The organism is Rhizobium freirei PRF 81 (assembly GCF_000359745.1).
GTDB classification, from domain to species: Bacteria; Pseudomonadota; Alphaproteobacteria; order Rhizobiales; family Rhizobiaceae; genus Rhizobium; species Rhizobium freirei.
Map to the genome: position 1 here is coordinate 12,210 of NZ_AQHN01000062.1, position 25,755 is coordinate 37,964.

Consider the following 25,755-nt stretch of genomic DNA (forward strand, 5'->3'; position numbering starts at 1 on the left):
CGCCATCACCTCATGGCGCTGCCGTTCGGCCTTCAGCCGATTTATTTTTTGGCCGCACCGAGTTCCTGATCGACCAGCGCCAGCCAGTAATTAACTCCATGAATGATGGCATCGTCGTTGAAGTCGTAGGCCGGATTATGCAGATCGGCGCTGTCGCCATTGCCGAGCCAGATGAAGGCGCCTGGCCGCTTTTCCAACATATAGGAGAAGTCTTCCGACCCCATGGTCGGCGGGTAGTTGTCGTCGACGCGCGCATCGCCCGCGACACGTCGGGCAGCGGCAACCGCGACCTTCGTCTTCGCCGCATCGTTGACGGTCACCGGATAACCGGAACGCCAGTCGATTTCGGCCTCGGCCGAAAACGCCTTGGCCGTCATAGTGACCACCTCGCGGAAGCGCGCTTCCACCGCCTTGCGCGTCCTCGGCTGCATGGTGCGGATCGTGCCGCCAATCTGCACCGCGGCCGGGATGACGTTCAGCGCCTTGTCGTTGCCGCCGTTGACATAGGTAATCGAAACCACAACCGGATCGAAAGGATCGGTGAAACGCGAGGCGATCGACTGGAGCGCGGTGATCATATGAGCCATGACGACGACGGGATCGTGGCTCAGATGCGGCGATGCGGCATGTCCGCCCTTGCCATTGATCGTGATGACGAAACGATCGCCGCCGGCCATGATCGGGCCGCTGCGGATCGCAAAGGAGCCGACGGCAAGACCGGGCTCGTTGTGCATGCCATAGACTTCTTCGATGCCGAAGCGCTCGAGCACGCCTTCCTCGATCATCACCCGGCCACCGCCGCCACCCTCTTCGGCCGGCTGAAATATCAGCACCACCTTGCCGGCAAAGTCACGATTGGCAGCTAGTTGCTTGGCAGTCGCAAGCAGCATGGCGGTATGGCCGTCATGCCCGCAGGCATGCATCATATTCGGCACCTTGGATGCGTGGGGCAGATTGGTCTGTTCCGACATCGGCAGCGCGTCCATGTCGCAGCGAAGGGCGATCGTCTTTCCGCCGCCGAGCTTGCCGTTGATCACGGCAACAACGCCAGATTTGGCAAGGCCGGTGACCACTTCATCACAGCCGAAGGTCATCAGCTTCTCGATGACCAACGCCGAGGTCTTCGGCAGGTCGAAAAGAAGTTCCGGATGCTGATGGATGGTCCGGCGCCAGCTTTTTGCCTCTTCGGCAAGGGCTGCAAGAGTGGAATCGATGGTCATAAGGAATTGCTCTTAAGGTGTCTGACGGAACGGCGAACGATCCGGACTCGGATCAGGCAAGGCTTCATGAAGCATAGGCGTATAATCACTTTGCGGCCGTTCGAAAATATCGGCGACCGGTCCTGCCTCCCCTAATTTGCCGCGATAGGTAACGGCAACATCATCGCAGATATGGCGGATAACGCCAAGGTCGTGGCTGAAAAGGTGCATCGGGCGCTGCATCGCCTTCAAGGCGGCGTGAGTTTTCGGTGGGAGCCCGGCGGGGCGGACGGCCGCTGCCTCCAGAAAGCGTCAGGTTCCTACGCCAGGCCTTCCGCGAGGGCATAGGTGGCGAGCACGTCCTTGATGCTGTTCTCCGTGGGGAGCAAGGCGCGCGCTGTAATGGAATCGAGATGATGCGCCATGAGCGCAGCCGCTTCCTCGGTCTTGCCCGCTATCAGCTTGTCCAGCAGATCGCGATGCTCCGACACGGCGCATTCCGAGGAATGAGGCCTGCCGTAAAGGGCAAGGATCAGCGAACTTCTGGCAACCAGCTCGTTCACATAGCGGATAAGGCTCGCATTGTTGGTCATCTGCGCAAGAAGCGTATGGAATTCACCGGCCAGGCGGATCGAGGCGGCATGCTCGGTCCTCGCGGCTTCCTCGCCGGCAATATGAGCGGAGAGCGTGTCGATCTGCTCTCGCGTCAGGTTTCCCGAAAGGGTTTCCACGACAAGGCGTTCCAACGCCATCCGCGTGAGAAAGAGGTCCCGGCCTTCCTCCAGGCTCGGACGCGCAACCGCAGCTCCCTTGTTGGGGCGTAACTCCACCAAGCCCTCCTGGCTCAAGCGAACCAGCGCTTCCCGGACCAGAGTGCGGCTGACACCCAGCCGCTCGCCGATCGAATCTTCCGGCAGCTTTGCCCCAGGCGGAAGTGCCTGGTCGATGATCGCCCGCTTCAGGGCACGATGAACGGCCTGAGAGCGGCCACCGCCTGCATCGCTCACTTTCTTCGCCATTCCAGACTCCCAATGTTCAACCGATTTACCCCATCGAATTGCATACGAAGATCGTATGTGTCCAGCCATTTGTTGCCTGACGACACTGACGCACATGTCAGCGCCGGGGATATGCGCGATCACTATTTACGTCATATCAGCAAAAGGTGCTTTACGGAACCAAAAATGCATGCATTAATGATATTATATTGCATACAATAATGGAATTCAAAAATTGGGAACAATCATATGCTCGCCTTCGTCGTCAAACGAATGCTCGGTCTTATGCCAGTGATCCTGGTCGTCTCGATCGCCGTCTTCCAGCTGCCGCGGCTGAGCCCCCCGCGACCCCGCGGTCGTGATCGCCGGCGCCACCGCCGGAAGCTGGCTGGATCGGACGCTGATGTTCGTCTCCGTTCTCGGCTTCCCTCTGGCGGTATCGACCGCCAACGGATTTGAATCCCTGAGCGGCGACGAAGCGATTTTTGGCATCAAGTGAAAGAGGGCACCATGGATATAGGCGCAAACAGTGACGTCTCAGACAGCAGGACCGCTTTTGATTTCACGAAGCTTAACGCACGCGAGCGCTACAAGCTGATGATCGGCACGATCATTCCGCGCCCGATCGCGCTGGTGACGACCGTCGATGAGCATGGCCGCTTCAATGCGGCTCCGTTCAGCTTCTTCAACTGCCTTTCGGCCGATCCGCCCATCGTGGCGATCGGCGTCGAGAACAATCCCGACGTCTCCTTCAAGGATACCGGCCACAACATCCGGATGACGGAAGTCTTTACCGTCAACATCGTTTCCTATGCCATTGCCGAAGCGATGCATGTCTGCGGCACGAAATATCCGCGCGGCGTCGACGAAATGAAGGAGGCGGGCCTGACCGCCATGCCCGGCGAAAAGGTTGCCTCACCCTGGATAAAGGAGGCTCCGGCGGCATTCGAATGCCGCCGGCATCTGACGCTGGAGCTTGGCAAATCGCGTCAGATCATCATGGGCGAGATCATCTTTGCCCACTATCACGCGGGCGCCGTCGATGAGAGCCTGCATGTCGATCCGAACATTATCGATTCAATCGCACGGCTCGGCGGCGACACCTGCTCCACGATCCGGGACAGGTTCGAAATGCTGACGCCGAAGCTCGCGTGACGGAGGTTAAAACAAGAGAGAGCATTATGGACAATGAATCTCGTTTCCTCTGCGAAGCGATCGTGCTTGCGCACACGAATTCCCAAAATGGCGGCCGCCCGTTCGGCGCGCTCGTCGTCAAGGACGGCGAAGTGGTCGCAAGCGGCGTGAACGAGATCCTCAACACGAACGATCCGACCGCGCATGCGGAAATGACGGCAATCCGTCTCGCCAGCCAGAAACTGAAGTCAGCGAACCTTCAGGGATGCACGGTCTATGCCAGCGGCCACCCCTGCCCCATGTGCATGGCGGCTGCGGCTGGCCGGCGTAAACGCAGTTGCCTATGCTTACTCCAACGATGACGGTGCTCCGTTCGGGTTGTCGACCGCGGCGATCTATGAAGATCTGGCAAAGCCCTTTGCCGAGCAAGCGATGAAGATCCTTTACGTTCGCACCCGCCTTAAAAACCAGCCCGACCTCTATGCCGACTGGAAGCGGCAACAGGACGAGCGGTTCTGAATCATGAAGAATACCGTACCCGCCTCCACGCGCCCCCTTCTGTTCGTCGTTGCCATCGTCGGGCTCAATCTGCGGCCGTTCATCACCGCGGTCGGGCCGCTTGCCGGAGATATCCGGACGGAGACCGGCCTTGGCCTTCAGGGCATGTCGCTACTGACCACGGTGCCGATGATCTTGATGGGGATAATCGCCTTCATCGGACCGTCCCTTCAAAATGCGATGGGCGCACGCCGGTTGATCCTGGCGGCTCTGGCGGTGCTGGGCCTCGGATCGCTTCTGCGTTTCTATTCCGTCACGGACCGGCAACTGGTGGGAACGGCTGCTGTCATCGGCTTTGGGGTGGCGATCATTCAGGCGGCATTTCCAGGCACCATCAAACGGATATTTCCCACGCGCGTCGCGGTCGTGATGGGGCTCTACTCCTCCATGCTGATGGGCGGCGGCGCACTCGGAGCCAAGGCTGCACCGGTCGTCGCCGAGGCGGCCGGGACCTGGCATGCAGGCCTTGCCTGGCTTGCCCTACCGGCCGTCATCGCGCTTCTGCTTGCCTTCATTTATCTGCCAGCCGACCACCGCCGGACGTCCGGCAGCAATGTGACGACCCATTTGTTGAAGCGGCCCCGCGCCTGGCTCTTGATGGCGTGTTTCGGGCTCGTCAATGGCGGCTATTCCTCTGCGGTCGCCTGGCTGTCGCCATACTATCAGGCACAGGGATGGAGCGGCGCAGCGACCGGCAACCTGCTGGCGGCCATGGCTGTCAGTCAGGCGACATCGGCTCTCGTCCTTCCTATGTTCATCGGCCGCAAAGGCGATCGCCGGCCCTGGCTGTGGTCGACGCTGATCTTTCAGGCGACAGGGTTCGCCGGTCTCGCCTTCTGGCCGCAACTGGCGCCCTTCGTCTGGGCCACGCTGGTTGGCGCCGGATTGGGTGGTTGCTTTGCCCTGTCGCTGGTGGTGGCACTCGACCATCTCTCCGATCCCACACATGCGGGTGCCCTATCGGCCTTGATGCAAGGCGGCGGATTTCTGATTGCCGCAATACCGCCCTGGGTCGTCGCGGTTCTGCACGACCTCACGGACGGCTTCCAGGCGGGATGGCTGCTCCATCTGAGTTGCGTGGTCGTCGTGATAGCTTTCGTGCAGCGTCTCGCTCCGCACACTTACGAGAGATCGATGCCGGTGATGAGCGGGGACGCGTTGGCAAATCAAAAAAGCAGCGCGCCAGTGTCGGGCTAGGAGACTCGGCACCTCCAGCCGGCGCCATCAGACCGACAGAGCCCACAGCAAACGGCGCTTTGGCAAATTGCCACGCGTCCGACGACCATTCATTCCGCGACCGACCGGCGGAATGAATTGAGCCCCCTAAAAGGACGGCACGGGCCATTTTTCGAACAATTATCCTTATCGCCACAGCGTTCGAGCTACGGCAAGGAGCATATTTTTTGAACCTTAGCCATGGTTCTCGGCGGCAGCCTTCGACAAAAAGAAGGCGGTTTGGCGACTTATCGCGAACCAAGCAATCGCTCAGGCGATCAGGGGCGCTGGCTCCTTAGAGGCTGCATTCTTTCATTGACAACAACCGCTTAGATGCCTCCGCAAAATCCGGATATGGCAAGCGCCCGTCTTGATAAGACCATCTGCCCCAACAGAAAACCGCTTCACAGCCTCTCTGGAAACGATACAGTTGCCAAAAATCCATAATTGCTCCACGAACATCACACATTAAATACGCAATACCCACTCAACGTCGAGAATCGGATCAGAGCTTAATGCGCGTAAAATATGGTTTCCTCTGCATGTTCCTGGCAATTGCCCCATCGGCATATGCTCTGGAAGCCACATCACCACCAATTTTGGCGCCGCTGCAGCAGCAGGCGCAAGCGGCGATTTTGAGCTCGCAGTTTCTCGCTCGGTTCCATTACAAGCCCATTCCGCTTGACGATGCTTTGTCCGCCAAGATCATGAACCGGTTTATCAAGTCCCTGGATCCGGATCGTGCCCTCTTCACCCAGGCGGACATCGACAAGTTCATGGCCGACAGCACAAAGATCGACGACGCCATCAATCATGAGGACCTGCGGATCCCGTTTTCGATCTTCAACACCTATGAGCAGCGCGTTGTCGACCGCATGACCTATGCGCGCAGCCTGCTCAAGCAGGACTTCGATTTCAGCGCGCAGGAAGATTATTCCCTGCAGCGCGACAAGGAGCCCTGGCCGCAATCCGACGCGGAAAGCAACGAGCTGTGGCGCAAGCGCGTCAAGAGCGACTGGCTGCGCCTGAAGCTGGCGGGCAAGGCCGACGACGCCATTCGCACGACACTCGACAAGCGCTATCAAAATTCCCTGGAGCGCGCCTACAAGTACAAGAGCGACGATGTGTTCCAGACCTTCATGGACGCCTACACGAAGTCTATCGACCCTCATACCGACTATTTCGGCGCGGCTGCTTCCGCCGAATTCGATATTTCCATGAAGCTCTCGCTGGTGGGCATTGGTGCGGTCCTGCAGGAGCGGGACGATTATACGACGATCCGCGAACTCGTGCCCGGCGGCCCGGCGCAATCGTCCGGCAAGCTTGCGGTCGGCGATCGCATCACCGGCGTCGGCCAGGGTGAGAGCGGTCCGATCAAGGAAGTAGTCGGCACGCGCCTCGATGAAATCGTGCAAATGATCCGGGGCGCCAAGGGTTCCGTCGTGCGTCTGGACATTTTGCCGGCGGATGCCGGACCGGACGCCAAACACAACATCATCAGCCTGGTGCGCGACAAGATCAGCCTCGACAAACAGGCCGCCAAGAAGACGGTTCTCTCCGTCAAGGCCGATGGCGCCGCGCGCAAGATCGGCGTGATAACCCTGCCGGCCTTCTATGAAGACTTCGAGGCACGCCGCAGGGGCGACAAGGACTATAGAAGCGCAAGCCGCGACGTCGCCAAGCTTCTTACCGAACTGAAGCAGGACAAGGTCGACGGCGTTGTGGTGGATTTGCGCAACAATGGCGGCGGTTCGCTCTCCGAGGCGATCGACCTGACGGGTCTGTTTGTCGGCAAGGGTCCGGTGGTTCAGCAACGCGATGCCGGCGGCAAGGTGGAGGTGGAAAGCGATGACCTTTCCGCGCCTGCCTGGACCGGCCCGGTTGGCGTGCTGATCAATCGCGGCTCGGCATCCGCTTCCGAGATTTTTGCAGCAGCCATACAGGATTACGGCCGGGGCGTGATTGTCGGCGAGCCGAGCTTCGGCAAGGGCAGCGTGCAGACCGTGGTCAATCTCGACCAGGTGGCCCATAACAGCAAGCCAAAATTCGGTGAGCTCAAATTGACCGTTGCCCAGTTTTTCCGTGTCAACGGCGGCACGACACAGCTGCGCGGCGTGACGCCCGACATCAACTTGCCGGGCCTTTCGGACCCCAAGAGCTTTGGCGAGTCGAGCTATGACAACGCCCTGCCATGGACCGAAGTCAAGCCGGCTAAATATGTGCCTGCCGGCAATATCGCGCCCTTGCTGCCCCAACTGCAGAGCCGTCACGACGCGCGCGCGCAGAGCGATCAGGACTTCCAACGCTTCGTGGAAGACGTCGCTGAGCTCAAGGTGCAGCGCGAGAAGCGGACTATCTCCCTCAACGAAACCCAGCGCCGCAATGAGATGGCCGCCCAGGCAAAACGCCTGAAATCGCGCGAGCAGATAAACGACGGCGTGGACAATGGCGAAGACGATGGCCTGCAGGCAAACGAGCGTAGCCTAAGTGCGGATATCGCCATCGAAAAAGCCCGCAAGAATGCAAAGGATGTCCTGTTGAAGGAGACAGCTGCCATCGTAGCCGACGCGGCGGATCTGCAGTCGGGCGGGTTGAAGGCGACCGCACAGCGATCGGGAAGTAAAGACGGAAAATAACCTTGATCCCGATGGCCGCAATCATGGCAGCCGGAAAAGCGCCATCGGATTGCTGGCTGGCGGAAGCGATGCTGCAGCACCGCGGCAGCATCTTATCCTGAGGCAAGACTTCGTGTTCAACGGCTCGCGGCGTGACAGATAACGTTGCGGGCCGCTGCCGTTTGTAAACGACACGCCGGCATCTCGACCGGCCGGGCGAGTTTCTCTATGATTTTGGCATCCGGGTCTCTTCAGCACACGAGAGGCGAACCTGGCAGGGATGCGAAATCATGGATCAGCTTGGCAATGCCACTACCACTCTTCTTTCCAGCAGGGACCGCGGCTGGAAGGGTTTGGATGCCGAGTTCCTTCACATTCGCGCCGGTCGTACGCATGTGCCGGGATTGCAGACCCATCGGCTCGGCATTCATTTCGGACCTGCGGTAAACGCCCATTGCCAATGCGATGGCCGCGAACAGCGTCGCCAGCAGAAACATGGCGACATCGACATCGTGCCCGCAGGGCTGGATGGCTGGTGGGAAGACGATCGCGATTGCACCATTCTGCGACTGACCATCCGGCCCGAGCTCCTTGAAACAGCCGCCCGCGAACTCGGCCAGGATCCCGAAGCCGTTCCACTTACGCCGCAGTTCCAGCTTCGGGATGCCCGGCTCGAATCGATCGCCTGGGCCATCAAGGCCGAGATCGAGGCGACCATACCCTCCGACAGAACCTATGCGGACACCTTGGGCATGGCTCTGGCGATCCGCCTGCTGGAAAGCAACGGGCAAAAACAGACAGGGACAGCGACGACCCGCGGCACGCTGACCAGCCGGCAACAACGACGCCTGGCGGAATTCATCGAAGACCATATCGATCAATCACTGTCTCTTGCCGATCTGGCGATCGTCGCCGGGCTCAGCGTATCGCATCTGAAACCGCTGTTTCACGGCAGCTTCGGCATGCCGGTCCACAAATATGTGCTGGCGCGCCGTGTCGAACGCGCCCGATCGCTGCTCATGACGACGGATATGCCGCTTGCCCAGATCGCACTGGAAACCGGCTTCGCCCATCAAAGCCACATGGCCCACTGGATGCGGCGGCTTCTGGGCCTCACTCCCAGCATGCTAGCTCGCATGCATTCCTGACATCGATTGTCGTCCAAACCTGCGATAGATCGTCCGAACCTGCGCGAACCTGCGCTCGCGGGCGGATAAAGCTGCGAGCGGACGAACAGGAGAAGTCACGATGCACGTCATTCTAGGCGCCACCGGAAAAGTTGGCCGCACCACCGTTGCCTCTTTGCGCGACGCAGGCGCACCGGTTCGCGCTGTCCTTCGCGACCCGGCAAAAGCACAGGCATTTTCGGATCTCGGCTGCGAGACCGCCATTGCCGACCTGCACGATCATCAGGCCCTGGTTGCGGCAATGAACGGCGCAAGCGCCGTTCAGGTGATCTGCCCGGTCGATGTCCGCGTCGAGCACGCCTATTCGAAAATGGCTACAACGATAGAGGCCTTGGGCGAAGCCCTGTCGGAAGCCAATCCCCCGCTCGTCCTCGCCATCTCCGACTATGGCGCACAACACAGCTCCGGCACGGGCGTCACCATGATTTTCTACTCGCTGGAGGCACGGCTGAGGAAACTGCAATCCAAGCTCATCTTCCTGCGTTCGGCCGAACACATGGAAAACTGGGCGCGTCTGGCAAAAGCCGCTGCCGCAAGCGGCGTATTGCCGAGTTTCTACCATCCCCTCACCAAACTGCTTCCGACCGTCTCCGCCTTCGATGTGGGCTTCATCGCCGCCGAACTGCTCCAGGAAAAATGGGGCGCAAAACTGCGCATCGTCCATGCCGAAGGCCCGCGTCGCTACACGCCGAATGACGTGGCGGCGGCCATTGGCCTGCTCGCCGGCCGCAATGTCATCGCCCGGCCGCTGCCCGAAGCCGAATGGCGGACCGCGCTGATGCGCGCGGGCCTGTCCGAGAGCTATGCCGAGTTGCTCGTCGAGCTCTACACCGCCCATAATGCCGGCAAGATAGATGCGGAGAGCGATGTAGGCCAGATTCGTCGAGGCCGGACCGGACTGCTGGATGCGCTGCGACCGCTTCTCGGCGCATGAAGGCAGTCCGCGGAGCGCGAGCCATCGCGGTCGACAGGATCGAACGGGCCGCAAGCATCCCCCCAAGGATCACGGTGGCCTGGCTTCCAGATAAAAGGTGGTCGGCAAGGTAATCCTCAGCTTCGCGAACGATGCTGAGCATTGACGGGGCTATTCTCGGCCTCTGAAACCGTCACTATCCGACACTGCCCTAATTGATGCAGGGCCGCATCATCGGGTCATCGAACGCAAGATTGGCGCTGCCGCCCAATATGCCATCGAAGGGCGGATAGAGTAAGTGGCGTAAGTTTGGTGGCACATCCGAATCCTGGGAATGGTCTGGGGAGGAATCGACCGTGTCCACGATCTGGACATCTATCTTCGGGAAGCCCTGGTTTACGTGCCGACCCTTCGGCATCCCCTTTGGTGCGGATATGCCGGGGGCCATCAGAACGATGCTCAAAGTCAAGGCGACGCCGAGCTTATCGCGCGGCCGTTGAGCAGGCCTTTGGCCTTTCGATGATAAGGTGACAGCTCCACGAAATTTGAACTATTGAATTCAAGGAGATCGAGAGCGGATCAGAGCCTTTGTCGCGTATCCTGGGCAAAGAAATGGAGGTTTGAAGTCTTAAACGAGACCTTAATCTTCTGACCCGGTACAAGTTCGGCGCGTTCCCGCATCACCCAGGTTGCTTCCCTGCCCTCCAGCTCGAGTTCGACGTGTGTTTCCGAACCGGTGGGCTCGACAACCATGACGGTTGCGGTAACGCCGCCCTCCGACGCGAAGGAAATGTCTTCCGGGCGTATGCCGAGTACGACCTCCCGGCCTTCCGACTGAGCCGGAGCGCCGGAGAGTTCGATGCAGGTGCCGCTCGGCAGCATCAATGCTGGAGAGGCGCCGCCAACGATCTTGCCTTCGAGAAAATTCATGGCCGGCGAGCCAAGGAAGCCGGCGACGAAGACGTTTTTCGGACGATCGTAAAGCTCGAGCGGCGAGCCGACCTGTTCCACCTTTCCACCCTGCAGCACGACGATCTTGTCGGCCATGGTCATGGCCTCGATCTGGTCGTGGGTCACATAGACGATCGTCGTTTTCAGGCGCTGATGCAGAGCCTTGATTTCGGCGCGCATCTTGACGCGCAGTTTGGCGTCAAGGTTGGAAAGCGGTTCGTCGAACAGGAAGACCTTTGGATCTCGCACGATGGCACGACCCATGGCGACACGCTGGCGCTGGCCGCCGGAAAGCTGGGCGGGCTTGCGATCGAGCAACGGCTGCAACCCCAGTATCTTCGCGGCATCACCAACTTTCAGGTCTATCTCGGCTCGCTTTGCGCCAGCAAGCTGCAGCGCAAAGCCCATGTTCTGCGCCACCGTCATCTGCGGATAGAGCGCATAGTTCTGGAACACCATGGCGATGTCGCGATCCTTCGGCGGCAGGTCGTTGACGACCCGCCCGCCGATCGAAATTTCACCGCCGGTGATATCCTCCAGCCCGGCGATCATGCGCAGCAGCGTTGACTTGCCGCAGCCCGAAGGGCCGACGAGAATGACAAATTCGCCGTCCGAGATTTCGACATCGACGCCATGGATGATGTTTACCGCGCCGTAGGATTTTCTGACGTTCTTGATGGTCAATCCGGACATAGCTTCTCTCCCCAGGGTCGATCAGTGGTTCTTGCGGATGCGCAGCGCCTGGTATGGCCTGCCCGGCAGCTCCACGCCGAAGGCCGCATCCGCCTTGCCGCCGCGCACGACCGCGCCGTGCCGGGTCGGATGTGGGATCGGCGCCTCCACCTTCTTGGCCGGCGTGACGGTCATTTCCCATGTGTCAATGATGTCGACCTCATAGTCGGCTCCGTCCTTCGGCAGGCCCGTGGACCAGATGACGGGCTGGTGCTCGCCGAGATAGATGTAGCAGACATCGCCGTCGCGTGCGCCGGAGACGCGGGTCCATGGCCATTCGCCGAAGGAGGCCATCGGCTCAAGACCATTGACGACATCCTGCTCCAGGAGATCGCGCAGGAAGCCGATGCGCTTCCAGGCCTCGCCGCGCAGTTCGCCGCCCTTTGCCCACCAGATCAGATCCTCCGGATGCGAATAGGTTTCTCCGTGGCCGGCATAGCCGCCGCGCGTTGCCGTGATCCAGAAACGATGTACCAGTTCCTGCGCCGTCAGATTGCCCCAGGACTGGATGATATTGCCTTCGTATTCCGGCTCGTCGTTGACGACTGGCTTGCCGTAGGCCTCGCGCCATTCCTGTGTGCGCTTCACATCCCAGTTCTGAATGCAGGTATGGGTGACCCAGGGCTTGCGATGATCGAAGTTCATCGTCGGCTCGCCGTTGTGGATCGACTTCAGATGGCCGTAAGGATCGTTCTCTTCGAGAATGTGGAAGTAGCGGTCCCATTGCTGCAGCGGCTTGGTGTCGAGCAGGAAGTCGTATTCGTTGGCAAGAGCCCACCAGACGTTGCGATAGGCGGAAAGGCGCGCGGCGAGATAGGCGACGTAGCGGAAATCCTGCTCCGCCGACATGTCGGCATAGCCCCAGCGGTCGTAGGGGTGGAACATGATGATATCGGCTTCGATGCCGAGGTCGCAGAGGGCTGCGACCTGCTTTTCGAAATGGCGAAAGAGAACGGGGTTCGGGCGATCGAAGTCTTCCTTGCCGTCGGCGCCTTTTTCGAAGCACGGGTAGAGCGGCTCGTTGACGTTATAAGGATAGTCTTTCGGAAACACGCCCATGCGGATCTTGTTGAAGCGCGACTTCTTCAGCGTATCGAGCGTCTGCGCCTGCATGTCGAGCGGCTGATGCGTCCAGGCATAGCAGGTGGTGCCGAACGACAGGAACGGCTTGCCATCGGCGTAGGCGAAATGGAACTTGTTGTGGACGTGCACCGGGCCATGGTTGCCCGCAGACGGCTTGGTTGCGACGAACGAACCGGTCTTGCCGTTCAGCTCAGATGCCTTCGAGCGCGTGCGGAACGACCACTCCCCTTCATTGTCGGGCATGAAGCGAACGCGATAGACGCCGTCGCCATCGTAAAAGCCGGGCACGCGGACCTCGCGGCTGTTCTGGCTGAAAACGGCATCGAATGCCACATCGAGATAGGGATTTCCGGCGGAAGGACCGTTGAAGGCCGCTTCGAAGACGCCCCATTTTTCGACGGACGCGTTGGACATGATGTTCTCCTCGGAAGATCTATGGATGGTTCGACCGTTCAGCCCTTGACCGCGCCGGAGGTGAGCCCGGAGACGAAGTAGCGCTGGAAGATCAGATAAACGATGGTGGCCGGCAGCACGGTCATGACGATCGCGGCATTCAACTGGCCGTAATCGTTGGAAAACTGGCCCTGGAAGGACATGAGGCCGAGCGGCAGCGTCCACATATGCTGGTCCTGCAGCAGCACCAGCGCCATGGCGAATTCATTCCATGTGGAAACGAAATCCAGGATCAGTAGTGCAGCTAGCACCGGCAGACAGACGGGTAGGAATATCCGGCGGAAGATGGTGAAATGGCTCGCACCATCGATCAGGGCGGCTTCCGAGAGTTCCTTCGGAATGCCTTTGAAGAAGCCGTGCAGAATAAAGACCTGGTAAGGCACGCCGAAGGCGATGTATGGCAAGATCACGCCAGGATAGGTGTCGATCAGTCCGAGCGAATTGACCAGCGTAAACAGCGGCGCCAGCATGACCTGGAACGGGATCATGGTGCCGAAGACGATGGCGAGCAGCATTATCTTGCTGAACCTCATGCGGATCTTGGCAAGCGCATAGGCCGCCATCGCCGACAGGATGAGCCCGAGCGGCACCTTGATCACCGTGATGATGGCGCTGTTCAGGAAGGCGCTTGCGAAATTTCCGCGACCCCAGGCGTTTGAATAATTCTCGAAGGCCGGATCGAACGGAGGCATGAAGGCACCCGTCGACGTCACGTCGGCCTGCGTCTTTAACGAGGTGAAGACGATGAAGACGAAGGGAGCAAGCCAGATCGCGGCGACAAGAAGCAGCGCGATCCACAGGCCGATCAGGACGGGATCCCGCCTGTGCTTTGCAGGGGCGATGGTCTCGAAATCGTCCGGCATGGATGTAGCCGATACTGCCGTCATTGTTCGGCCTCCTCATGCTTCTGCGTCCAGCGCAGGTAGGGAATGACGACGATGATGGTGATGAAGAGCAGAACGACGGAGATTGCTGCGCCACGGCCGAAATCGAAGATCTGCATAGCCTGCGTGAAAGCCCAGAGCGCCAGCATCTGTGTGGATTGCGCCGGCCCGCCGCCGGTCAGGCCGTAGACGATATCGAAGGCCTTCAGCGAGGAGATGACCGACAGCACCAGAACGATGGTGAGCGTGGTGCGCAGCGCCGGCAGGGTCACGTAGCGGAAGATGTTCCAGCGCCCGGCGCCATCGATGCGGGCGGCCTCGACCAGCGTTTGCGAGACGTTCTGCAAGCCCGCCAGAAACAGGACCATGGAGAAGCCGACGGATTGCCAGAGATAGGCGACGAAGACCGAATAGAGCGCGATGTCCTTGTCGCCGAGCCAATCCTGGATCCAGCCTTGGAACCCCATCGAGGTCAGGATCTCGGTGAAGAGACCGAAGAAGGGATCGTACATCCACTTCCACATGGTCGCGACCGCGATCGGAGCGATGATAACAGGCAGATAGAAGATGGCGCGGAAGGTGTTGCGAGCAAAAAGCTTCTGGTTGAGGCTGAGCGCCAGCAGCAGCCCGACCATGGGCGGAAAGATCACGCACATGATCGTCCAGATCACCGTGTTGCGGAAGGCGACCCAGAAGACGGGATCCTGCGTGAAGATATATTGATAGTTCGCCAGGCCGACGAACGGGCGCTGGGGATCGAGGCCGTTCCATTTCTGGAAGCTCAGCACCACGACGTTCAGCATCGGATAAAGCGCGAAAATCGCGTAGATCAGCATGGCCGGAGCAAGCAGGATCGCTGCCTGAACGCGAGGATCATGTGTTCGATTGCGGAATGACATTCTGATTGCTCCCGGCGACGGCTGGCGCGTGGGCATGAAGGTGAAGGAAGCCGTCCGCCGCGACTGGCAATCGGAGCGGCGGCCTCCCTCGTTTGATCAGCTGCGACCCGAAATGAAGGTCTGCAGCTGCATGGCCGCGTCGGCGGGCTGGATGTTGCCGGAGGCGACATCGTTGATCACCCGGAAGTATTCCGTGGTGACGTCGAGCGGGAATGCCTGGTCGCCGTTCATGTAGACCTTGCCGTAGGTCTTGAAGATCTCAAGCCATTTCGCCTCTAGCGGCTTCTGGTCGGTATATTGGACATTCTTGTCGACCGAGATCGAGCTGATCTGCCCGACGAGATCCTGCTGCACCTTGGTCGACAGGAAGTAGTCGACGAATTTTGCCGCAAGATCCGGATTCTTGCTCTTGGTGCTGACGTAATTGTATTCGGCAAAACCATAGAGTCGGTTGGTGTTCGTCGGGAACGGCACGACGCCGTAGTCGTCGAGGTTGACCTTGCTGCCGCTCAGCTGGCTGACGAGCCAGTCACCTTCGAGCATCATCGCGGCGCGGCCGGCGACGAACAGCGTGTAGGACTGCTGGTTGCTGATGCCCATGAAGGGCTTCAGCGTGTAGTCCTTGGTCCACTTGGCGAATTCGGTGAAGGCTTCGGTGGCGCAGGGCTCCTTGGTCCAGTCGGACTTCATGGCCATCAGCGCGTCATGCTTGTCGGCACCGCATTTGGTTTCGAGCAGCACGTCCATCAGGCGCATGACGTGCCAGTTGACCGAGCCGCCGAAAGTAAAGGCCGGAATACCAGCAGCCTTGAGCTTGTCGGCCGCGGCCAGCAGCTCCTCATAGGTCTTCGGCTCCCCAGTGATGCCGGCCTTCTGAAAGAGCTTCTTGTTGTAATAGATCGCTTCGCCCTTGAAGGTGAAGGGAACGCCATGCTTGCCGCCCGGATAGAGATCGGCAAAGGCAGCGGCGGAGGGAAGCAGTTCGTCATTCCACTTGTACTGGGTGTAGTATTTGTCGAGCGGCAGCGAGAGACCCGCCTTCACATATTCGCCGCCGAGGCCCAACCCCGCCCAGCTGAAATAGATATCCGGCCCCTTGCTCGAACCCGCCGCCACGCGGAGTGCGGTCTTATGCTCATCGACGCCGCGCTGGACGATTTCGATATGGGTGCCGGGATTGGCGGTTTCGAAGTCCTTCGCCACCTTCTTGAGGGCGGTGTTGGCGCCGCCATTATCGAAGTTCAGCGTCCACAGCGTCAGATCTTCCGCGGCAACACCGGTCGCCGAAAATGCGGCCGCAGCGATCGCTGCGGCACCGAACCAACGGGCATATTGGGAGTTGATAGCCATCTCCGTCCTCCTCTGAGCAAAGCTGACGGGGGTTTTGACAAATAGTTATCATCATGTCAACTGGTATGATGAGATAATCAGCACTATGACACTAACGCAAGCGGCGGATATGATCGTCGCGCCCGACGTCTCTCGCGGCATCCATGGGTGGGATCACCTCGGCTGTTCGGTTCCTTGGTCCTCGCGCAGTTTCCCAAATCCCCGGCGACCGTGGGATCGGCGATGGACCTCTCGGCCCGAAAGTCAGCTCATCAAAGGCACGGAAGCCGTTGCATAGGCTTCAAGCGCGATGCCGGTCTTTTCAGGCTGCCCCACAAGGCGAAACTCTCCCAGCTCGACCTGTCGCGAGTTGGCGGTGATGTTGACCAGATGGAGTTGCCGCGGCATTCCGGGCGCTGCGGTGATGAAGGCGAGGGCAGCGGTTGGATCGGACGACCGGCACTCCTGCCAATGGCTACCGGCAAGACGAGACAAGGTGGAGACGGCACCAAAGAGCGGCCGTGGGATTCCGGCGGCCGAAGGTTCATTCTCCGCGGCGATCAGCCCGAAGGAGCCCGTCAGGGCCGAAAGCGTCAGGCATTCCAATCCGGCATCGAGGATGCGAGCAACATAGCCAAGCGCAAAAGCTTCGCCGAAACGGGCATTATGCCGGGGATCGGTATTGGCCATGGCGATGCGCCCATGGTGCGGATTGTCCATCGTCCGGCTGCCGTAAGGGTTCTGCCGCATCGGTATGGTCGAAGGACCGATGCGATACGGCTTGTCGCCATAGATGGCGCGCACGGAGCGTGTGATGAACGGCAATGCCTCCAGGGTCTGCATGACGCTGAGATCGTCGGCCGCATGTACGATCGGATTGGTGCAATGGGTGATGAAGTCGAGCGTGTCTGCGGGAACGCGTTTGCGATTGAGCTCGGTGAAATAGCTTAGCATGCCGCCGCCAAGACGCGCGTATGGGAAGGCGGCGTGCGCGGCTGCGTAGACCTCCTCGAGAGGCGGGCATTCGGGCCATTTGCTGCCCGGCGGCGTCGATTGCCGGTCGACGGAAGGCGATATGACGATCGCATCGGGTTTGAAGCCGGCATCAAGCATCCAGCGCGCGATTTGCTGTGTTTCGGCGAGTGGAGCCGTCCGGCACGGCAATGCGATTTCCAAGGTCGACCGCCCGTGGTGAAGCGCTGCGATGGCCGCAAATGATTTGAAGGCGTGAGCGCCATGACCTGCACCGGGGTCGAAATGAAACAGCAGTTCCTGCGGCGAAATTTCGCTTAGCCGGCTACAAGAGGCGAGCGTCGCCTCGGCTTCTTCCGGCGTAACGATAAGCCCGATCGCGGGCATGGTGCCGGACTTTGGCCCAGGGCTCAGCCTGATCCGGGGCGTAACCGCGGGGGCCGCCGACGCGACGGCGGCGCGACGCATGTCGCCTATGGTGAGCACGATCCGTTGTCGATTGGGCTCGCCGGCCTCGATGCGATAGGGCCACGGCAGGGCAAGCGGACGAACATAGGTCTTGAAGGATGCATCGGACCAGTTGCGCTGATCTTCCATTTCGAACGTGTCGCCCTCCATGCGGCACTCGGCCGTGACATTTGGTGTCACGCTATGCGTAATCGCACGCATGTCCTTGAAGGGCTGCCAGGGTTCGATGATATCGGGGAAATGCGCGCTTCTGCGGCTGCCATCGACGTGCTCGACCGACACCGGCATGCCGGCGACGCCAGTGATCGGATGCAGGATACAGAAGCCGCAGCGGTTGGTTTCAAAGCCGGTTGCAGTGATCGCTTCGGCTTCGAAGGTCAATGCGTGGCCCTCCTCGACGGCAATTCGCACGTTGATCGCAAGTTCCGTGCTGTCCGGCGCGGCACAGCGCGCAATGTAGCTGACAGAAAACGCATTCTCGCGCTGATCGATCAGTAGATGCTCGATCTCTGGCGCATATGTGCCCCAGTCCCGATCGCGAACCAGATAGGAAACGGCCCGCAGAACTTCGACCCCGTCATAACAAATGGTCCGCAGGTTGCCGTCCTTGAAATCGGCGGTGAGTGCGCCTGATGTCAGCCGCACCGGCGGCGTTTCCGTCTCGCGTGTGCCATAGAGCTGAAACGGATCGATCTCGGCGGTCATCGCAACATCGCTCCGATGTCGATCGGACGACCGCTCGCCGCACTTTGATAGGCTGCCTCGACAAGCGCCAGAGTTTTGAGGTTGTCAGCGCCCGACGTCGAGGTTTCGCCGCCACCGGCCAGACGGTCGGCCCAATGCTGTTGGATCGACAGAACGCTTTCCTGAATATTATGCCAGGGACGCGACGCCCAGGGCAGAAGCTGCGGTGAGGCGTCCGAAACCGCAACGCCATCAGGCCCATTGACCTCGAGACGATAGCCCTGCGACAGCCGGATCGAGCCCTTCGTGCCGTCGAGCTCGATCAGTGTCTCCGGAAAGGGTTCCTTGGAAAGCTTCGAGGCATAGCTGACGTCGACGATCGAGGTTGCGCCATTCTCGTGATCGAGCAGGATGGTGGCGACATCTTCGCCCTTGATCTTCGGATTGATCCGCTTGGTGCGGGCCGTCAGCGAGGCGACGTCGCCGAGAATGAAGCGCGCGATGTCGAGCGTGTGAATGCCGAGATCCTCGATGATGAAGCGCTCTCCCTCAGCCAGGTAGGGCTGCCCCGAAAAGACGTCGAAACCCGAGCGGAAGGAAAAGCGTCCCCAGAAGGGCTCGCCGATCGCGCCCGACTGCAGGACGGTCTTGACGGCCTGGATGGGCGTCTGCCAGCGAAAGTTTTCATGCACCATCAGCGGCACGCCGGCTTGCGCGCAGCCGGAGACCATAGCCTTGGCGTCGCTTAACGTCTTCGCGAACGGCTTCTGGCAGATCGCCGGGATCCTATGAGAGGCAGCCATATCCACCAGGGCGCGGTGGCTTGCCACCGTCGTTGCGATGTCAACGAAGTCGAAACCGCCGTCCGCAAACATCGTGGCTGCATCTGCATAGCGGCGTTCGATGCCGAACCGGTCGCCGACAAGCCTCAACCGCTCCGGGTCACGGTCGCAGATCGCGACGATACGGGCCCCATTGACGTCTTGCCACGCGTGCATCTGATTGATCGCGAAGAAGCCGCAGCCGATCAACGCACCTTTGAGTTCTGCCATTTCAGCCTGCCTTTGTCATTTGCGCGAAACGCCGGTAGCGACCACCATATTTGCCTCGAATGCCAACGCCATACCGCGGCAGGCACACCAAAGGCAGCGATACCAGCTTGAAGGTCGATGTCATCTTCTCCTCCGGGTCAAAACCCGACGCTCCGCAGGGCATTGGACGGAGGGACAAAGCCCTCCCCTAACATCGATCAGGTGATGCGACGGATGCTTTCTGCGATTTCCTGCGGCTCGAAGACCTTCTTCCAGTCGTCGCGCATCAGGGCAGGAATACCGAATTCGATTGCCTTGTTGCAGGCATCGGAGAATACGCCGTCGACTTCCTTGAAGATGACGGCACCAAGCACGTTCATGTGGCCCAGCAGGAAATCGCGGGCGGCTTCGGCCGGAACGCCGCGGGCAATGCATTCGTCCATGGCCTGGCGCATGATGACCAGCAGAGAGGCGCAAACCGTTTCGGAAAGGCCAGGTTCCAGCATCGCCATCTGCTCGACGGTGACGCGGTGCGAGCGCATCACGGGCGCCCAGATGACCTTGGCGATTTCCTCGCCGAGAGCATAGGCGCTTTCCGGTCCCTGCATCAGCGCCGAAACGATATGCTGCTTGGCAAACAGACCGCCGAAATGGTCCTTCTTCGCCAGCATGTCGGTTTCGTCGTTGAAGATCGGCGGATGGCACGGATGCGTGACGAAATAGGTGAGGTCTTCGCGCCGCGGCAGATGGCCGGCGAAAGGAGCGGCAGCGTCGAGAGCGACGACCATGGTGCCTGGCTTGAGCTTGTCGACGATGCCGGCCGCAACCTTGCCGATCGCCGTATCCGGCACTGCAAGGATCACCACTTCCGCGCCGTCGAGCGCCGCGTCGGCCGGCACGCAATCGATGGAAAGGTCGTTCTTCAGGCGGGCCTTGCCGGCATCGCTGACCTCGACATGGCGCACGTCGAAGCGCGCGCCTTTCAGGTTCTTGGCGAGCCGGTAGCCCATTTTGCCGCCGGCGCCGAAAAGAGCAATTGCAGTCATGTCAGTACCTCGTTCACTTTCGGAGTGTGGTATCGCAACTGGTATGATGAGTCAATGAGCATGCCAATCATTCGTGGGGATCGATGTGATTAGGATCCCCTGCCGTCGCGGATCTGCGCGAAGTAATCGTCGGTTCCGACCTGCCCGCCCTTCAAAGCGATCTGCAGGCCGTTGGTGGGCGCATAGCTGCCATGGGCGGTGCAAAGCGGCGAGCCCGGCGTCTGCGGCAGCGGCAGCAGCGTCGTCAGCGCCTCGACGCGCAGTTCCTTCAGCGCGTGGCTCGATGTGTCGCCGCCGGCAATGACGGCGCGGCCTAAATGTTCCTGCTCGATCAACCGTCGCAGGATCGTGCCTAGGGCTTGTCCTAGGCGATGCCGTGCGCCGGGAATGCGGTCGATATCACCGCCGCGATCAGCGGATGGGCCGAGTGCCGTATGAAGAATGACGCTGCGACCGGCCTTCAGACTGGCCACGCCCGCGGCAACCGCAGCGTCAAGCGCCTGCTCGGCATGCTCGCCGACAAGCGCCAAGAGGTCGAGATCGATGCCGTCAAAACCTTCAGCCGTGGCTCGGCGGATTTGCCGCTCCGTCGTCGGTGATACGCTGCCGGAAACGACCGCCAGGCGATCGACCTTGCCCGGAGGTGCGAACTCCGCCTTCTCTCCGATCAAACCTTCGCTGCACCAGGCATTCAGAAGGGCATATTCGATGCCGGATGAGCCCGCGACGAAGGCGTTGCCCTCCCTTCCAAGCCGCCACAGCTGCCGCCCTGCCGCAGCTTGTGTTTCCTGGCTGTCGACATCGAGCAGGAGGATGCTTGTCTTTTCAGCCGCCAGCGCGTCGATCCGCCGGTCCGCATCGGCTGCTCGGATCGCGACGAGATCCGCGCAGCCGACAGGAAGAGACGTCTGCTTACTCAGATGCAGGGTCAGATCGGACTCATCCATCGGCGTGACGGGATGCCGGCTCATGACCGGATGCCTGTCGATCCGGAAAACTTCACCCCGATAGGCTGCGAAAAGATGGCCGAAGGCGGTGTAACGCTTGAGCTGCGGCGCTCCGACGACGACCGGCACGATGGGTTGTCCAAAGAGCGCCTTGCCGATCTCGATCGCCTTGCCGATGCTGCCGATCTTGGGGCTGGAATCGAAAGTCGAGCAGACCTTGTAGTGGCACAAAGCCGCATTGAGGCTTTTCAGCCACATGAAGACAGGCGTCAGATGCTCATCCATCCACTGCGGCGTTTCGCTGCGGCTGGTGCCGGCAATGCCGATGGCGCGGCAATGCTTGAAGCGTTCCAGCATGGCCTCGCTCGGAATGCCCAGGAAAAGAGCCGTCGGCACGCCATTGGAGGCGAGAGCCTCCATGACGTCGGTCGAGCCGGTAAAGTCATCGCCGTAATAGCTGAGAAGAAGATCGGACATTGCTGTCAGGCATCCTTGCCGACACTGAATTTTGCGATCGAGGCGGCAAGCTCCGGATGGTCCCTGGCGTAGTCCTCAAGCGGTCTGTCCGACACCGCCGCCTGCCAGGCCTGCTGGATCGCGCGAACGCCGGCGGCCGGTCCGAAGGGATGGCTGACGATGCCGCCGCCGCAGAGATAGAGGAGATCCGTGGTCCGGCCGGTGCGCTGGTAGGTTTCCGGCGCCTGGCCGCCCCATTGGCCGGAACCGGCAACGGGAAGCGGACAGTCGGATGGCTCGAAAAGCGGCGTGCTGATAGCCTTGAAGGATTCGACAAAGCTGTCGTCGGGTTCCCAGTATTTGACCCTGATGCCGTTGATCTGGAACTGATCGACGCCGAGCAGACGCCAGAACTGCTGGTAAACTTTGAAATCCATGCCGGCACCGGGATGGCGGGTCAGGATATCCCAGCCATTGCGATGGGCATGCAACACCAAGCCAGATCGTTTGCGCAGGAAGCTCATGCCGCCAAAGCCGATGGAATTGATATTGACGACGGCGCAATTGCCGCCAGCCTTCAGCACCAGATCGTGGTTGCGCATCATCTCGTCGGGGTCGGCGTGGGAAATGCCGAAGGCATACATCACCTTCTTGCCGGTCTTCTGCTCGTGATCGAGGATCAACGGCATGATGGCTGCGACGCGCTCTTTGAGTGGCGAATAGGCCGGGCTCATCAGCTTCTCGTCGTCCTTGATGAAATCGACGCCCGAGCTGATCAACTCGCCGGCCAGGGCCGCCGTTTCCTTTGGCCGCAGACCGAGCGCCGGCTTGACGATAGTGCCGATGATCGGACGGTCGCTGACGCCGGTCAAACGCATGCTGCCGGCAATACCGAACTGCGGTCCGGGATGCGCATTGCGAAAGGCCTCAGGCAGTTTCATGTCGACGATGCGGATGCCGGTCATGCCCTTGATCGAATAGACTCCGCCGATCGCGATCGTCATGAGTGCCGACAGATCCGTGCCGATTGCATCGAGCGGAAAGGCGATGTCGACATCGGCGCGATGGAGCGGGCCGTTCCCCTCAGTGACTTCCGGCCATGTCGGACGCTCGGCGTCTGCAAGGGGGCGGATCGCGATGACGCGCGCCGCCACGCGCGCCTTAAGCTCTTCCGTTTCGCCAGGCACCGCGACGAAGGTGCCGGTCGACTGATCGCTGGCGATCTTGCGGGCCATCGCCTCGATGCTGCCGGGTGTTTCGATACGGTAAGTGATGGTGACAGACATAAGCGACTGAATGCTCCTTCCGCCGACGATTTTTCGCGTGGCGCAAACTGGTAATCTGGTATAATGAGTATTCCAACTTCTGCAATGATTTTTTTGTCCCGGCAGCCGGCAAGCTGTTCCATATGGGCTTCCGCCGCGGTGGCCAAAAATGCATAAGGAAGGAAAAGCTTTGAGAAAGCGGGGTTCCATGGGTCAGCCGGTCGAACAAATTGTACGTCGAAAGCTATCTGACGAGGTATTCGATCGGCTCGAGCGGTTGATTACATCGGGAGAGCTCAAACCTGGCGACGAAATGCCATCGGAACGCGTTTTGATGGAACGGTTCGGTGTCGGACGACCGGCGATCCGCGAAGCCATGCAGGCACTTGCCAATATGGGATTGGTGAACATTTCTCATGGCGAGCGGGCAAAGGTGCTTCAGCTCACGGCGAAATCGATTTTCCGGCAGGTCGATCTGACCGCCAAGATCATGTTGTCGCAATCGTCAGACTCGCTCGAACAGCTAAAGAGCGCGCGCATTTTCTTCGAGCGCGGCATGGCGCGCGAAGCGGCGGCACGCGCAACACAAAAAGATGTTGCCGATCTTCACGAAATCATCGAGCGCCAGCGTGCCTCGCTTGGGCAAGCCGAGGAATTCATTTCGGCGGATATGCAGTTTCACACGCGCATTGCCCAGATTTCCGGCAATCCGATCTTCGTCGCTGTCAGCGAAGCCATGCTTGCGTGGCTGAAAGCCTATCACACGGATATGCTGATCTGGACCGGCAAGGAAAAATTCACGCTGGTCGAACACGAGGAAATCCTCGCACGCCTGGCGGAGAACGATGCAGACGGAGCCGAGCAAGCCATACTCAAGCATTTGGAGAGATCGCGCGCGCTCTATGCGAAATGACCTCTGCATCACCTTTGCGAGGACCCTCATCCCTCCTGACGGTAATGCCAGGCAGGTGCTAAACCATCGAAAAAGAAATCGAAACAAGTCGTGTCTTCCATGACGAGGAAGCAAGTCGGCAAGGATCGGCAACTCGTCCTGTCCGCTTGATCTGTGCCAGTTTGAAGAATGCACAGGATCCGAAGTTCCCCCAGACGTTGGCGAACGGCAAGATTGGGGCCGGTTGTGGAAGGAGCGATTAGCCTTACGTCTTCCGCCGGAGTGGGGTTTGCTCTTGCGTTGTCCATTGAATGGCCACTAAACCATGTTGCTATATCAGTGAGTTTTGGCAGCCGAACAGCGACCTCGAGCCAATCGAATTTCAAAATCGAAAGCAATTCAATGACCCGACTTCTTTCTCTCCCGCGCGATCGGATTTCCGTGCTTCTCCTGGAAGGCATCAGCCAGAGCGCTGTGGACTACTTTTCGTCATCCGGCTACGTCAATCTCATTCATTTGCCGAAGGCGCTGGATGACAAGGACCTCAAAAATCATATAGCCGAGGCGCATATTGTCGGAATTCGTTCACGCACGCATCTGACGGAGGAAATCTTCAGATCCGCCAAGAAGCTCATCGCCGTCGGCTGTTTTTCCGTCGGGACAAATCAGGTCGATCTGGATGCGGCCCGCCGCCGCGGGATCCCCGTATTCAACGCTCCTTATTCGAATACGCGCTCGGTCGCAGAGCTTGTGATCGGTGAGATCATAATGCTGACCAGGCGGATTTTACCGCGTTCGGCTTCCGCCCACACAGGTGGATGGGACAAATCCGCCGAAGGTAGCCGCGAGATGCGCGGGAAGACGTTGGGCATCGTCGGCTACGGCAATATCGGTTCGCAGCTCAGCGTTCTTGCGGAAAGCATGGGTATGAACGTTCGCTATTTTGATCCTTCGGACAAGCTTCGCCACGGAAATTCAGAATCGATGGCAACGCTCGGCGAGCTTCTCGAAATCTCCGATTTCGTGACGATGCATGTTCCGGAAACCAGTTCAACGCAAAACATGATAACCGAGGCAGAGCTGCGCAGGATGAAAAAGGGAGCCTTTTTCATCAACAATTCCCGCGGCACTGTGGTGGATCTTGAAGCGCTTGCGAAGGTTTTGAAAGAAGGACATCTCGCGGGCGCGGCCGTGGATGTGTTCCCGAAGGAGCCGGCGTCCAACAAGGAGCGTTTCGAAACGCCGCTGCAAGGCCTGGATAATGTCATTCTCACTCCGCATATCGGCGGATCGACCGAAGAAGCCCAGGAACGCATTGGAAGGGAAGTCTCCAGGAAGCTTGTCGAATATTCCGACGTCGGATCGACGCTGGGCGCGGTCAACTTTCCCCAGGTTCAACTGCCGCCACGTCCGAACGGCACGCGTTTCATTCATGTTCACGAAAATCGCCCCGGCATCCTAAACAATCTGAATGCGATCTTCTCCTCCCGTGGATTGAATATCGTCGGCGAGTTCCTGCAGACCTATGGTGAAATGGGTTACGTGGTCATAGAAGCCGAGGGCGTCGGCCAGACGGCGGATGACATACTTGATGCGCTTCGCCAGATTCCGGGAACGATACGAACTCGACTGCTTTACTGACACCGATGAAAAGCAGTGTGGGCGATTCTCGTCAACGAAGAGAAGGCAATCATCCTAGAGCCTAGAGCCCTACCCTCCGCCGCCGATCCAGTGCTGTGTTGCGGCGGGGCGTTGGACGCATTCGACGTCATCCGCCGTTTGCCGATCGTGATCGGCTGGCAGGGCTGTCGGCCGAAGAGGACGTCGTCCCCATCTTTGGGGTC

At 59.8% G+C, this 25,755-nt stretch carries 23 protein-coding genes; 10 read left to right on the forward strand and 13 right to left on the reverse strand.

Translation table 11 applies throughout. From position 1 onward, the window contains the following. Positions 1-41: 41 nt before the first annotated feature. The 3 genes from RHSP_RS16065 to RHSP_RS16075 form a co-directional block, all read right to left on the reverse strand. Positions 42-1,220, reverse strand: coding sequence for a M20 aminoacylase family protein (locus tag RHSP_RS16065; protein WP_004119172.1), 1,179 nt, complete (start codon positions 1,218-1,220; stop codon positions 42-44). A gap of 12 nt (positions 1,221-1,232) precedes the next feature. After that, positions 1,233-1,451: a hypothetical protein gene (locus tag RHSP_RS16070; RefSeq protein WP_004119175.1), complete on the reverse strand. Its 219-nt coding sequence runs from the start codon at positions 1,449-1,451 to the stop codon at positions 1,233-1,235. A 68-nt stretch (positions 1,452-1,519) separates the two neighbouring features. Beyond that, positions 1,520-2,218 carry a GntR family transcriptional regulator gene (locus RHSP_RS16075; RefSeq protein WP_004119180.1) on the reverse strand — a complete coding sequence of 233 codons (699 nt, stop codon included), beginning with the start codon at positions 2,216-2,218 and terminating at the stop codon, positions 1,520-1,522. 337 nt (positions 2,219-2,555) lie between these two features. Here RHSP_RS16075 and RHSP_RS34650 point away from each other — a divergent pair, with 337 nt between their 5' ends. The 8 genes from RHSP_RS34650 (at position 2,556) to RHSP_RS16105 (ending at position 9,840) form a co-directional block, all read left to right on the forward strand. Beyond that, positions 2,556-2,696 carry a hypothetical protein gene (locus RHSP_RS34650; RefSeq protein WP_157385356.1) on the forward strand — a complete coding sequence of 47 codons (141 nt, stop codon included), beginning with the start codon at positions 2,556-2,558 and terminating at the stop codon, positions 2,694-2,696. Between the two features lie 11 nt (positions 2,697-2,707). After that, a complete protein-coding gene (locus tag RHSP_RS16080; protein ID WP_004119190.1) occupies positions 2,708-3,352 on the forward strand; it encodes a flavin reductase family protein in 645 nt (214 codons plus the stop codon). Between the two features lie 26 nt (positions 3,353-3,378). After that, positions 3,379-3,693, forward strand: coding sequence for a nucleoside deaminase (locus RHSP_RS16085; RefSeq protein ID WP_004119192.1), 315 nt, complete (start codon positions 3,379-3,381; stop codon positions 3,691-3,693). Between the two features lie 16 nt (positions 3,694-3,709). Continuing rightward, complete coding sequence (locus RHSP_RS35960) at positions 3,710-3,850, forward strand: hypothetical protein (RefSeq protein WP_338059912.1); 141 nt, start codon at positions 3,710-3,712, stop codon at positions 3,848-3,850. Between the two features lie 3 nt (positions 3,851-3,853). Continuing rightward, positions 3,854-5,086, forward strand: coding sequence for a cyanate transporter (locus RHSP_RS16090; protein WP_004119194.1), 1,233 nt, complete (start codon positions 3,854-3,856; stop codon positions 5,084-5,086). A 533-nt stretch (positions 5,087-5,619) separates the two neighbouring features. Beyond that, positions 5,620-7,740, forward strand: coding sequence for a carboxy terminal-processing peptidase (locus RHSP_RS16095; RefSeq protein WP_004119196.1), 2,121 nt, complete (start codon positions 5,620-5,622; stop codon positions 7,738-7,740). 269 nt (positions 7,741-8,009) lie between these two features. Then, on the forward strand, positions 8,010-8,867 hold the full coding sequence (locus tag RHSP_RS16100) for an AraC family transcriptional regulator (RefSeq protein ID WP_004119198.1): 858 nt from the start codon (positions 8,010-8,012) through the stop codon (positions 8,865-8,867). 100 nt (positions 8,868-8,967) lie between these two features. Beyond that, complete coding sequence (locus RHSP_RS16105; protein WP_004119200.1) at positions 8,968-9,840, forward strand: NmrA family NAD(P)-binding protein; 873 nt, start codon at positions 8,968-8,970, stop codon at positions 9,838-9,840. Between the two features lie 558 nt (positions 9,841-10,398). Here the strand turns inward: RHSP_RS16105 and RHSP_RS16115 are convergent. The 10 genes from RHSP_RS16115 to oiaX all read right to left on the reverse strand — a co-directional run bounded on the left by RHSP_RS16115 (position 10,399) and on the right by oiaX (position 23,040). Continuing rightward, on the reverse strand, positions 10,399-11,463 hold the full coding sequence (locus RHSP_RS16115) for an ABC transporter ATP-binding protein (protein WP_004119202.1): 1,065 nt from the start codon (positions 11,461-11,463) through the stop codon (positions 10,399-10,401). Between the two features lie 21 nt (positions 11,464-11,484). Continuing rightward, a complete protein-coding gene (locus RHSP_RS16120; protein ID WP_037152407.1) occupies positions 11,485-12,999 on the reverse strand; it encodes a DUF5060 domain-containing protein in 1,515 nt (504 codons plus the stop codon). Between the two features lie 38 nt (positions 13,000-13,037). Beyond that, positions 13,038-13,925 (reverse strand): carbohydrate ABC transporter permease, encoded by an 888-nt coding sequence (locus RHSP_RS16125; RefSeq protein ID WP_004119214.1) that lies wholly within the window; start codon positions 13,923-13,925, stop codon positions 13,038-13,040. Then, positions 13,922-14,821 carry a carbohydrate ABC transporter permease gene (locus RHSP_RS16130; RefSeq protein ID WP_004119217.1) on the reverse strand — a complete coding sequence of 300 codons (900 nt, stop codon included), beginning with the start codon at positions 14,819-14,821 and terminating at the stop codon, positions 13,922-13,924. The genes RHSP_RS16125 and RHSP_RS16130 overlap by 4 nt, the downstream gene beginning before the upstream one ends. 96 nt (positions 14,822-14,917) lie before the next feature. Beyond that, positions 14,918-16,171: an ABC transporter substrate-binding protein gene (locus tag RHSP_RS16135; protein WP_004119220.1), complete on the reverse strand. Its 1,254-nt coding sequence runs from the start codon at positions 16,169-16,171 to the stop codon at positions 14,918-14,920. A gap of 243 nt (positions 16,172-16,414) precedes the next feature. Further along, positions 16,415-18,295 (reverse strand): D-apionate lactonase, encoded by a 1,881-nt coding sequence (apnL, locus tag RHSP_RS16140; RefSeq protein WP_004119223.1) that lies wholly within the window; start codon positions 18,293-18,295, stop codon positions 16,415-16,417. Further along, positions 18,292-19,326 carry a Gfo/Idh/MocA family protein gene (locus RHSP_RS16145; RefSeq protein WP_004119226.1) on the reverse strand — a complete coding sequence of 345 codons (1,035 nt, stop codon included), beginning with the start codon at positions 19,324-19,326 and terminating at the stop codon, positions 18,292-18,294. The genes apnL and RHSP_RS16145 overlap by 4 nt, the downstream gene beginning before the upstream one ends. Positions 19,327-19,523: 197 nt before the next feature. After that, a complete protein-coding gene (locus tag RHSP_RS16150) occupies positions 19,524-20,351 on the reverse strand; it encodes a phosphogluconate dehydrogenase C-terminal domain-containing protein (protein WP_004119229.1) in 828 nt (275 codons plus the stop codon). An 89-nt stretch (positions 20,352-20,440) separates the two neighbouring features. Next, positions 20,441-21,775 carry a four-carbon acid sugar kinase family protein gene (locus RHSP_RS16155; protein ID WP_004119232.1) on the reverse strand — a complete coding sequence of 445 codons (1,335 nt, stop codon included), beginning with the start codon at positions 21,773-21,775 and terminating at the stop codon, positions 20,441-20,443. Positions 21,776-21,780: 5 nt separating this feature from the next. Further along, positions 21,781-23,040, reverse strand: coding sequence for a 3-oxo-isoapionate-4-phosphate decarboxylase OiaX (gene oiaX, locus RHSP_RS16160; protein WP_004119235.1), 1,260 nt, complete (start codon positions 23,038-23,040; stop codon positions 21,781-21,783). 187 nt (positions 23,041-23,227) lie between these two features. On the opposite strand from oiaX, the gene RHSP_RS16165 reads away from it, so the two are divergent. Together RHSP_RS16165 and serA are read left to right on the forward strand one after the other, a co-directional pair. Further along, positions 23,228-23,932 (forward strand): transcriptional regulator NanR, encoded by a 705-nt coding sequence (locus tag RHSP_RS16165; protein ID WP_004119237.1) that lies wholly within the window; start codon positions 23,228-23,230, stop codon positions 23,930-23,932. Between the two features lie 381 nt (positions 23,933-24,313). Then, entirely contained in the window at positions 24,314-25,552 is a 1,239-nt protein-coding gene (gene serA, locus RHSP_RS16170; protein WP_037152411.1) for a phosphoglycerate dehydrogenase, read from the forward strand. The last annotated feature ends 203 nt before the right edge of the window (positions 25,553-25,755 follow it).

Coding starts and splice junctions, on each gene's coding strand:
- RHSP_RS16065 (WP_004119172.1), bottom strand. CDS start 1,220: ATGACCATCGATTCCACTCTTGCAGCCCTTGCCGAAGAGGCAAAAAGC.
- RHSP_RS16075 (WP_004119180.1), bottom strand. CDS start 2,218: ATGGCGAAGAAAGTGAGCGATGCAGGCGGTGGCCGCTCTCAGGCCGTT.
- RHSP_RS16080 (WP_004119190.1), top strand. CDS start 2,708: ATGGATATAGGCGCAAACAGTGACGTCTCAGACAGCAGGACCGCTTTT.
- RHSP_RS16085 (WP_004119192.1), top strand. CDS start 3,379: ATGGACAATGAATCTCGTTTCCTCTGCGAAGCGATCGTGCTTGCGCAC.
- RHSP_RS16090 (WP_004119194.1), top strand. CDS start 3,854: ATGAAGAATACCGTACCCGCCTCCACGCGCCCCCTTCTGTTCGTCGTT.
- RHSP_RS16095 (WP_004119196.1), top strand. CDS start 5,620: ATGCGCGTAAAATATGGTTTCCTCTGCATGTTCCTGGCAATTGCCCCA.
- RHSP_RS16100 (WP_004119198.1), top strand. CDS start 8,010: ATGGATCAGCTTGGCAATGCCACTACCACTCTTCTTTCCAGCAGGGAC.
- RHSP_RS16105 (WP_004119200.1), top strand. CDS start 8,968: ATGCACGTCATTCTAGGCGCCACCGGAAAAGTTGGCCGCACCACCGTT.
- RHSP_RS16115 (WP_004119202.1), bottom strand. CDS start 11,463: ATGTCCGGATTGACCATCAAGAACGTCAGAAAATCCTACGGCGCGGTA.
- RHSP_RS16120 (WP_037152407.1), bottom strand. CDS start 12,999: ATGTCCAACGCGTCCGTCGAAAAATGGGGCGTCTTCGAAGCGGCCTTC.
- RHSP_RS16125 (WP_004119214.1), bottom strand. CDS start 13,925: ATGACGGCAGTATCGGCTACATCCATGCCGGACGATTTCGAGACCATC.
- RHSP_RS16130 (WP_004119217.1), bottom strand. CDS start 14,821: ATGTCATTCCGCAATCGAACACATGATCCTCGCGTTCAGGCAGCGATC.
- RHSP_RS16135 (WP_004119220.1), bottom strand. CDS start 16,171: ATGGCTATCAACTCCCAATATGCCCGTTGGTTCGGTGCCGCAGCGATC.
- apnL (WP_004119223.1), bottom strand. CDS start 18,295: ATGACCGCCGAGATCGATCCGTTTCAGCTCTATGGCACACGCGAGACG.
- RHSP_RS16145 (WP_004119226.1), bottom strand. CDS start 19,326: ATGGCAGAACTCAAAGGTGCGTTGATCGGCTGCGGCTTCTTCGCGATC.
- RHSP_RS16150 (WP_004119229.1), bottom strand. CDS start 20,351: ATGACTGCAATTGCTCTTTTCGGCGCCGGCGGCAAAATGGGCTACCGG.
- RHSP_RS16155 (WP_004119232.1), bottom strand. CDS start 21,775: ATGTCCGATCTTCTTCTCAGCTATTACGGCGATGACTTTACCGGCTCG.
- oiaX (WP_004119235.1), bottom strand. CDS start 23,040: ATGTCTGTCACCATCACTTACCGTATCGAAACACCCGGCAGCATCGAG.
- RHSP_RS16165 (WP_004119237.1), top strand. CDS start 23,228: ATGGGTCAGCCGGTCGAACAAATTGTACGTCGAAAGCTATCTGACGAG.
- serA (WP_037152411.1), top strand. CDS start 24,314: ATGACCCGACTTCTTTCTCTCCCGCGCGATCGGATTTCCGTGCTTCTC.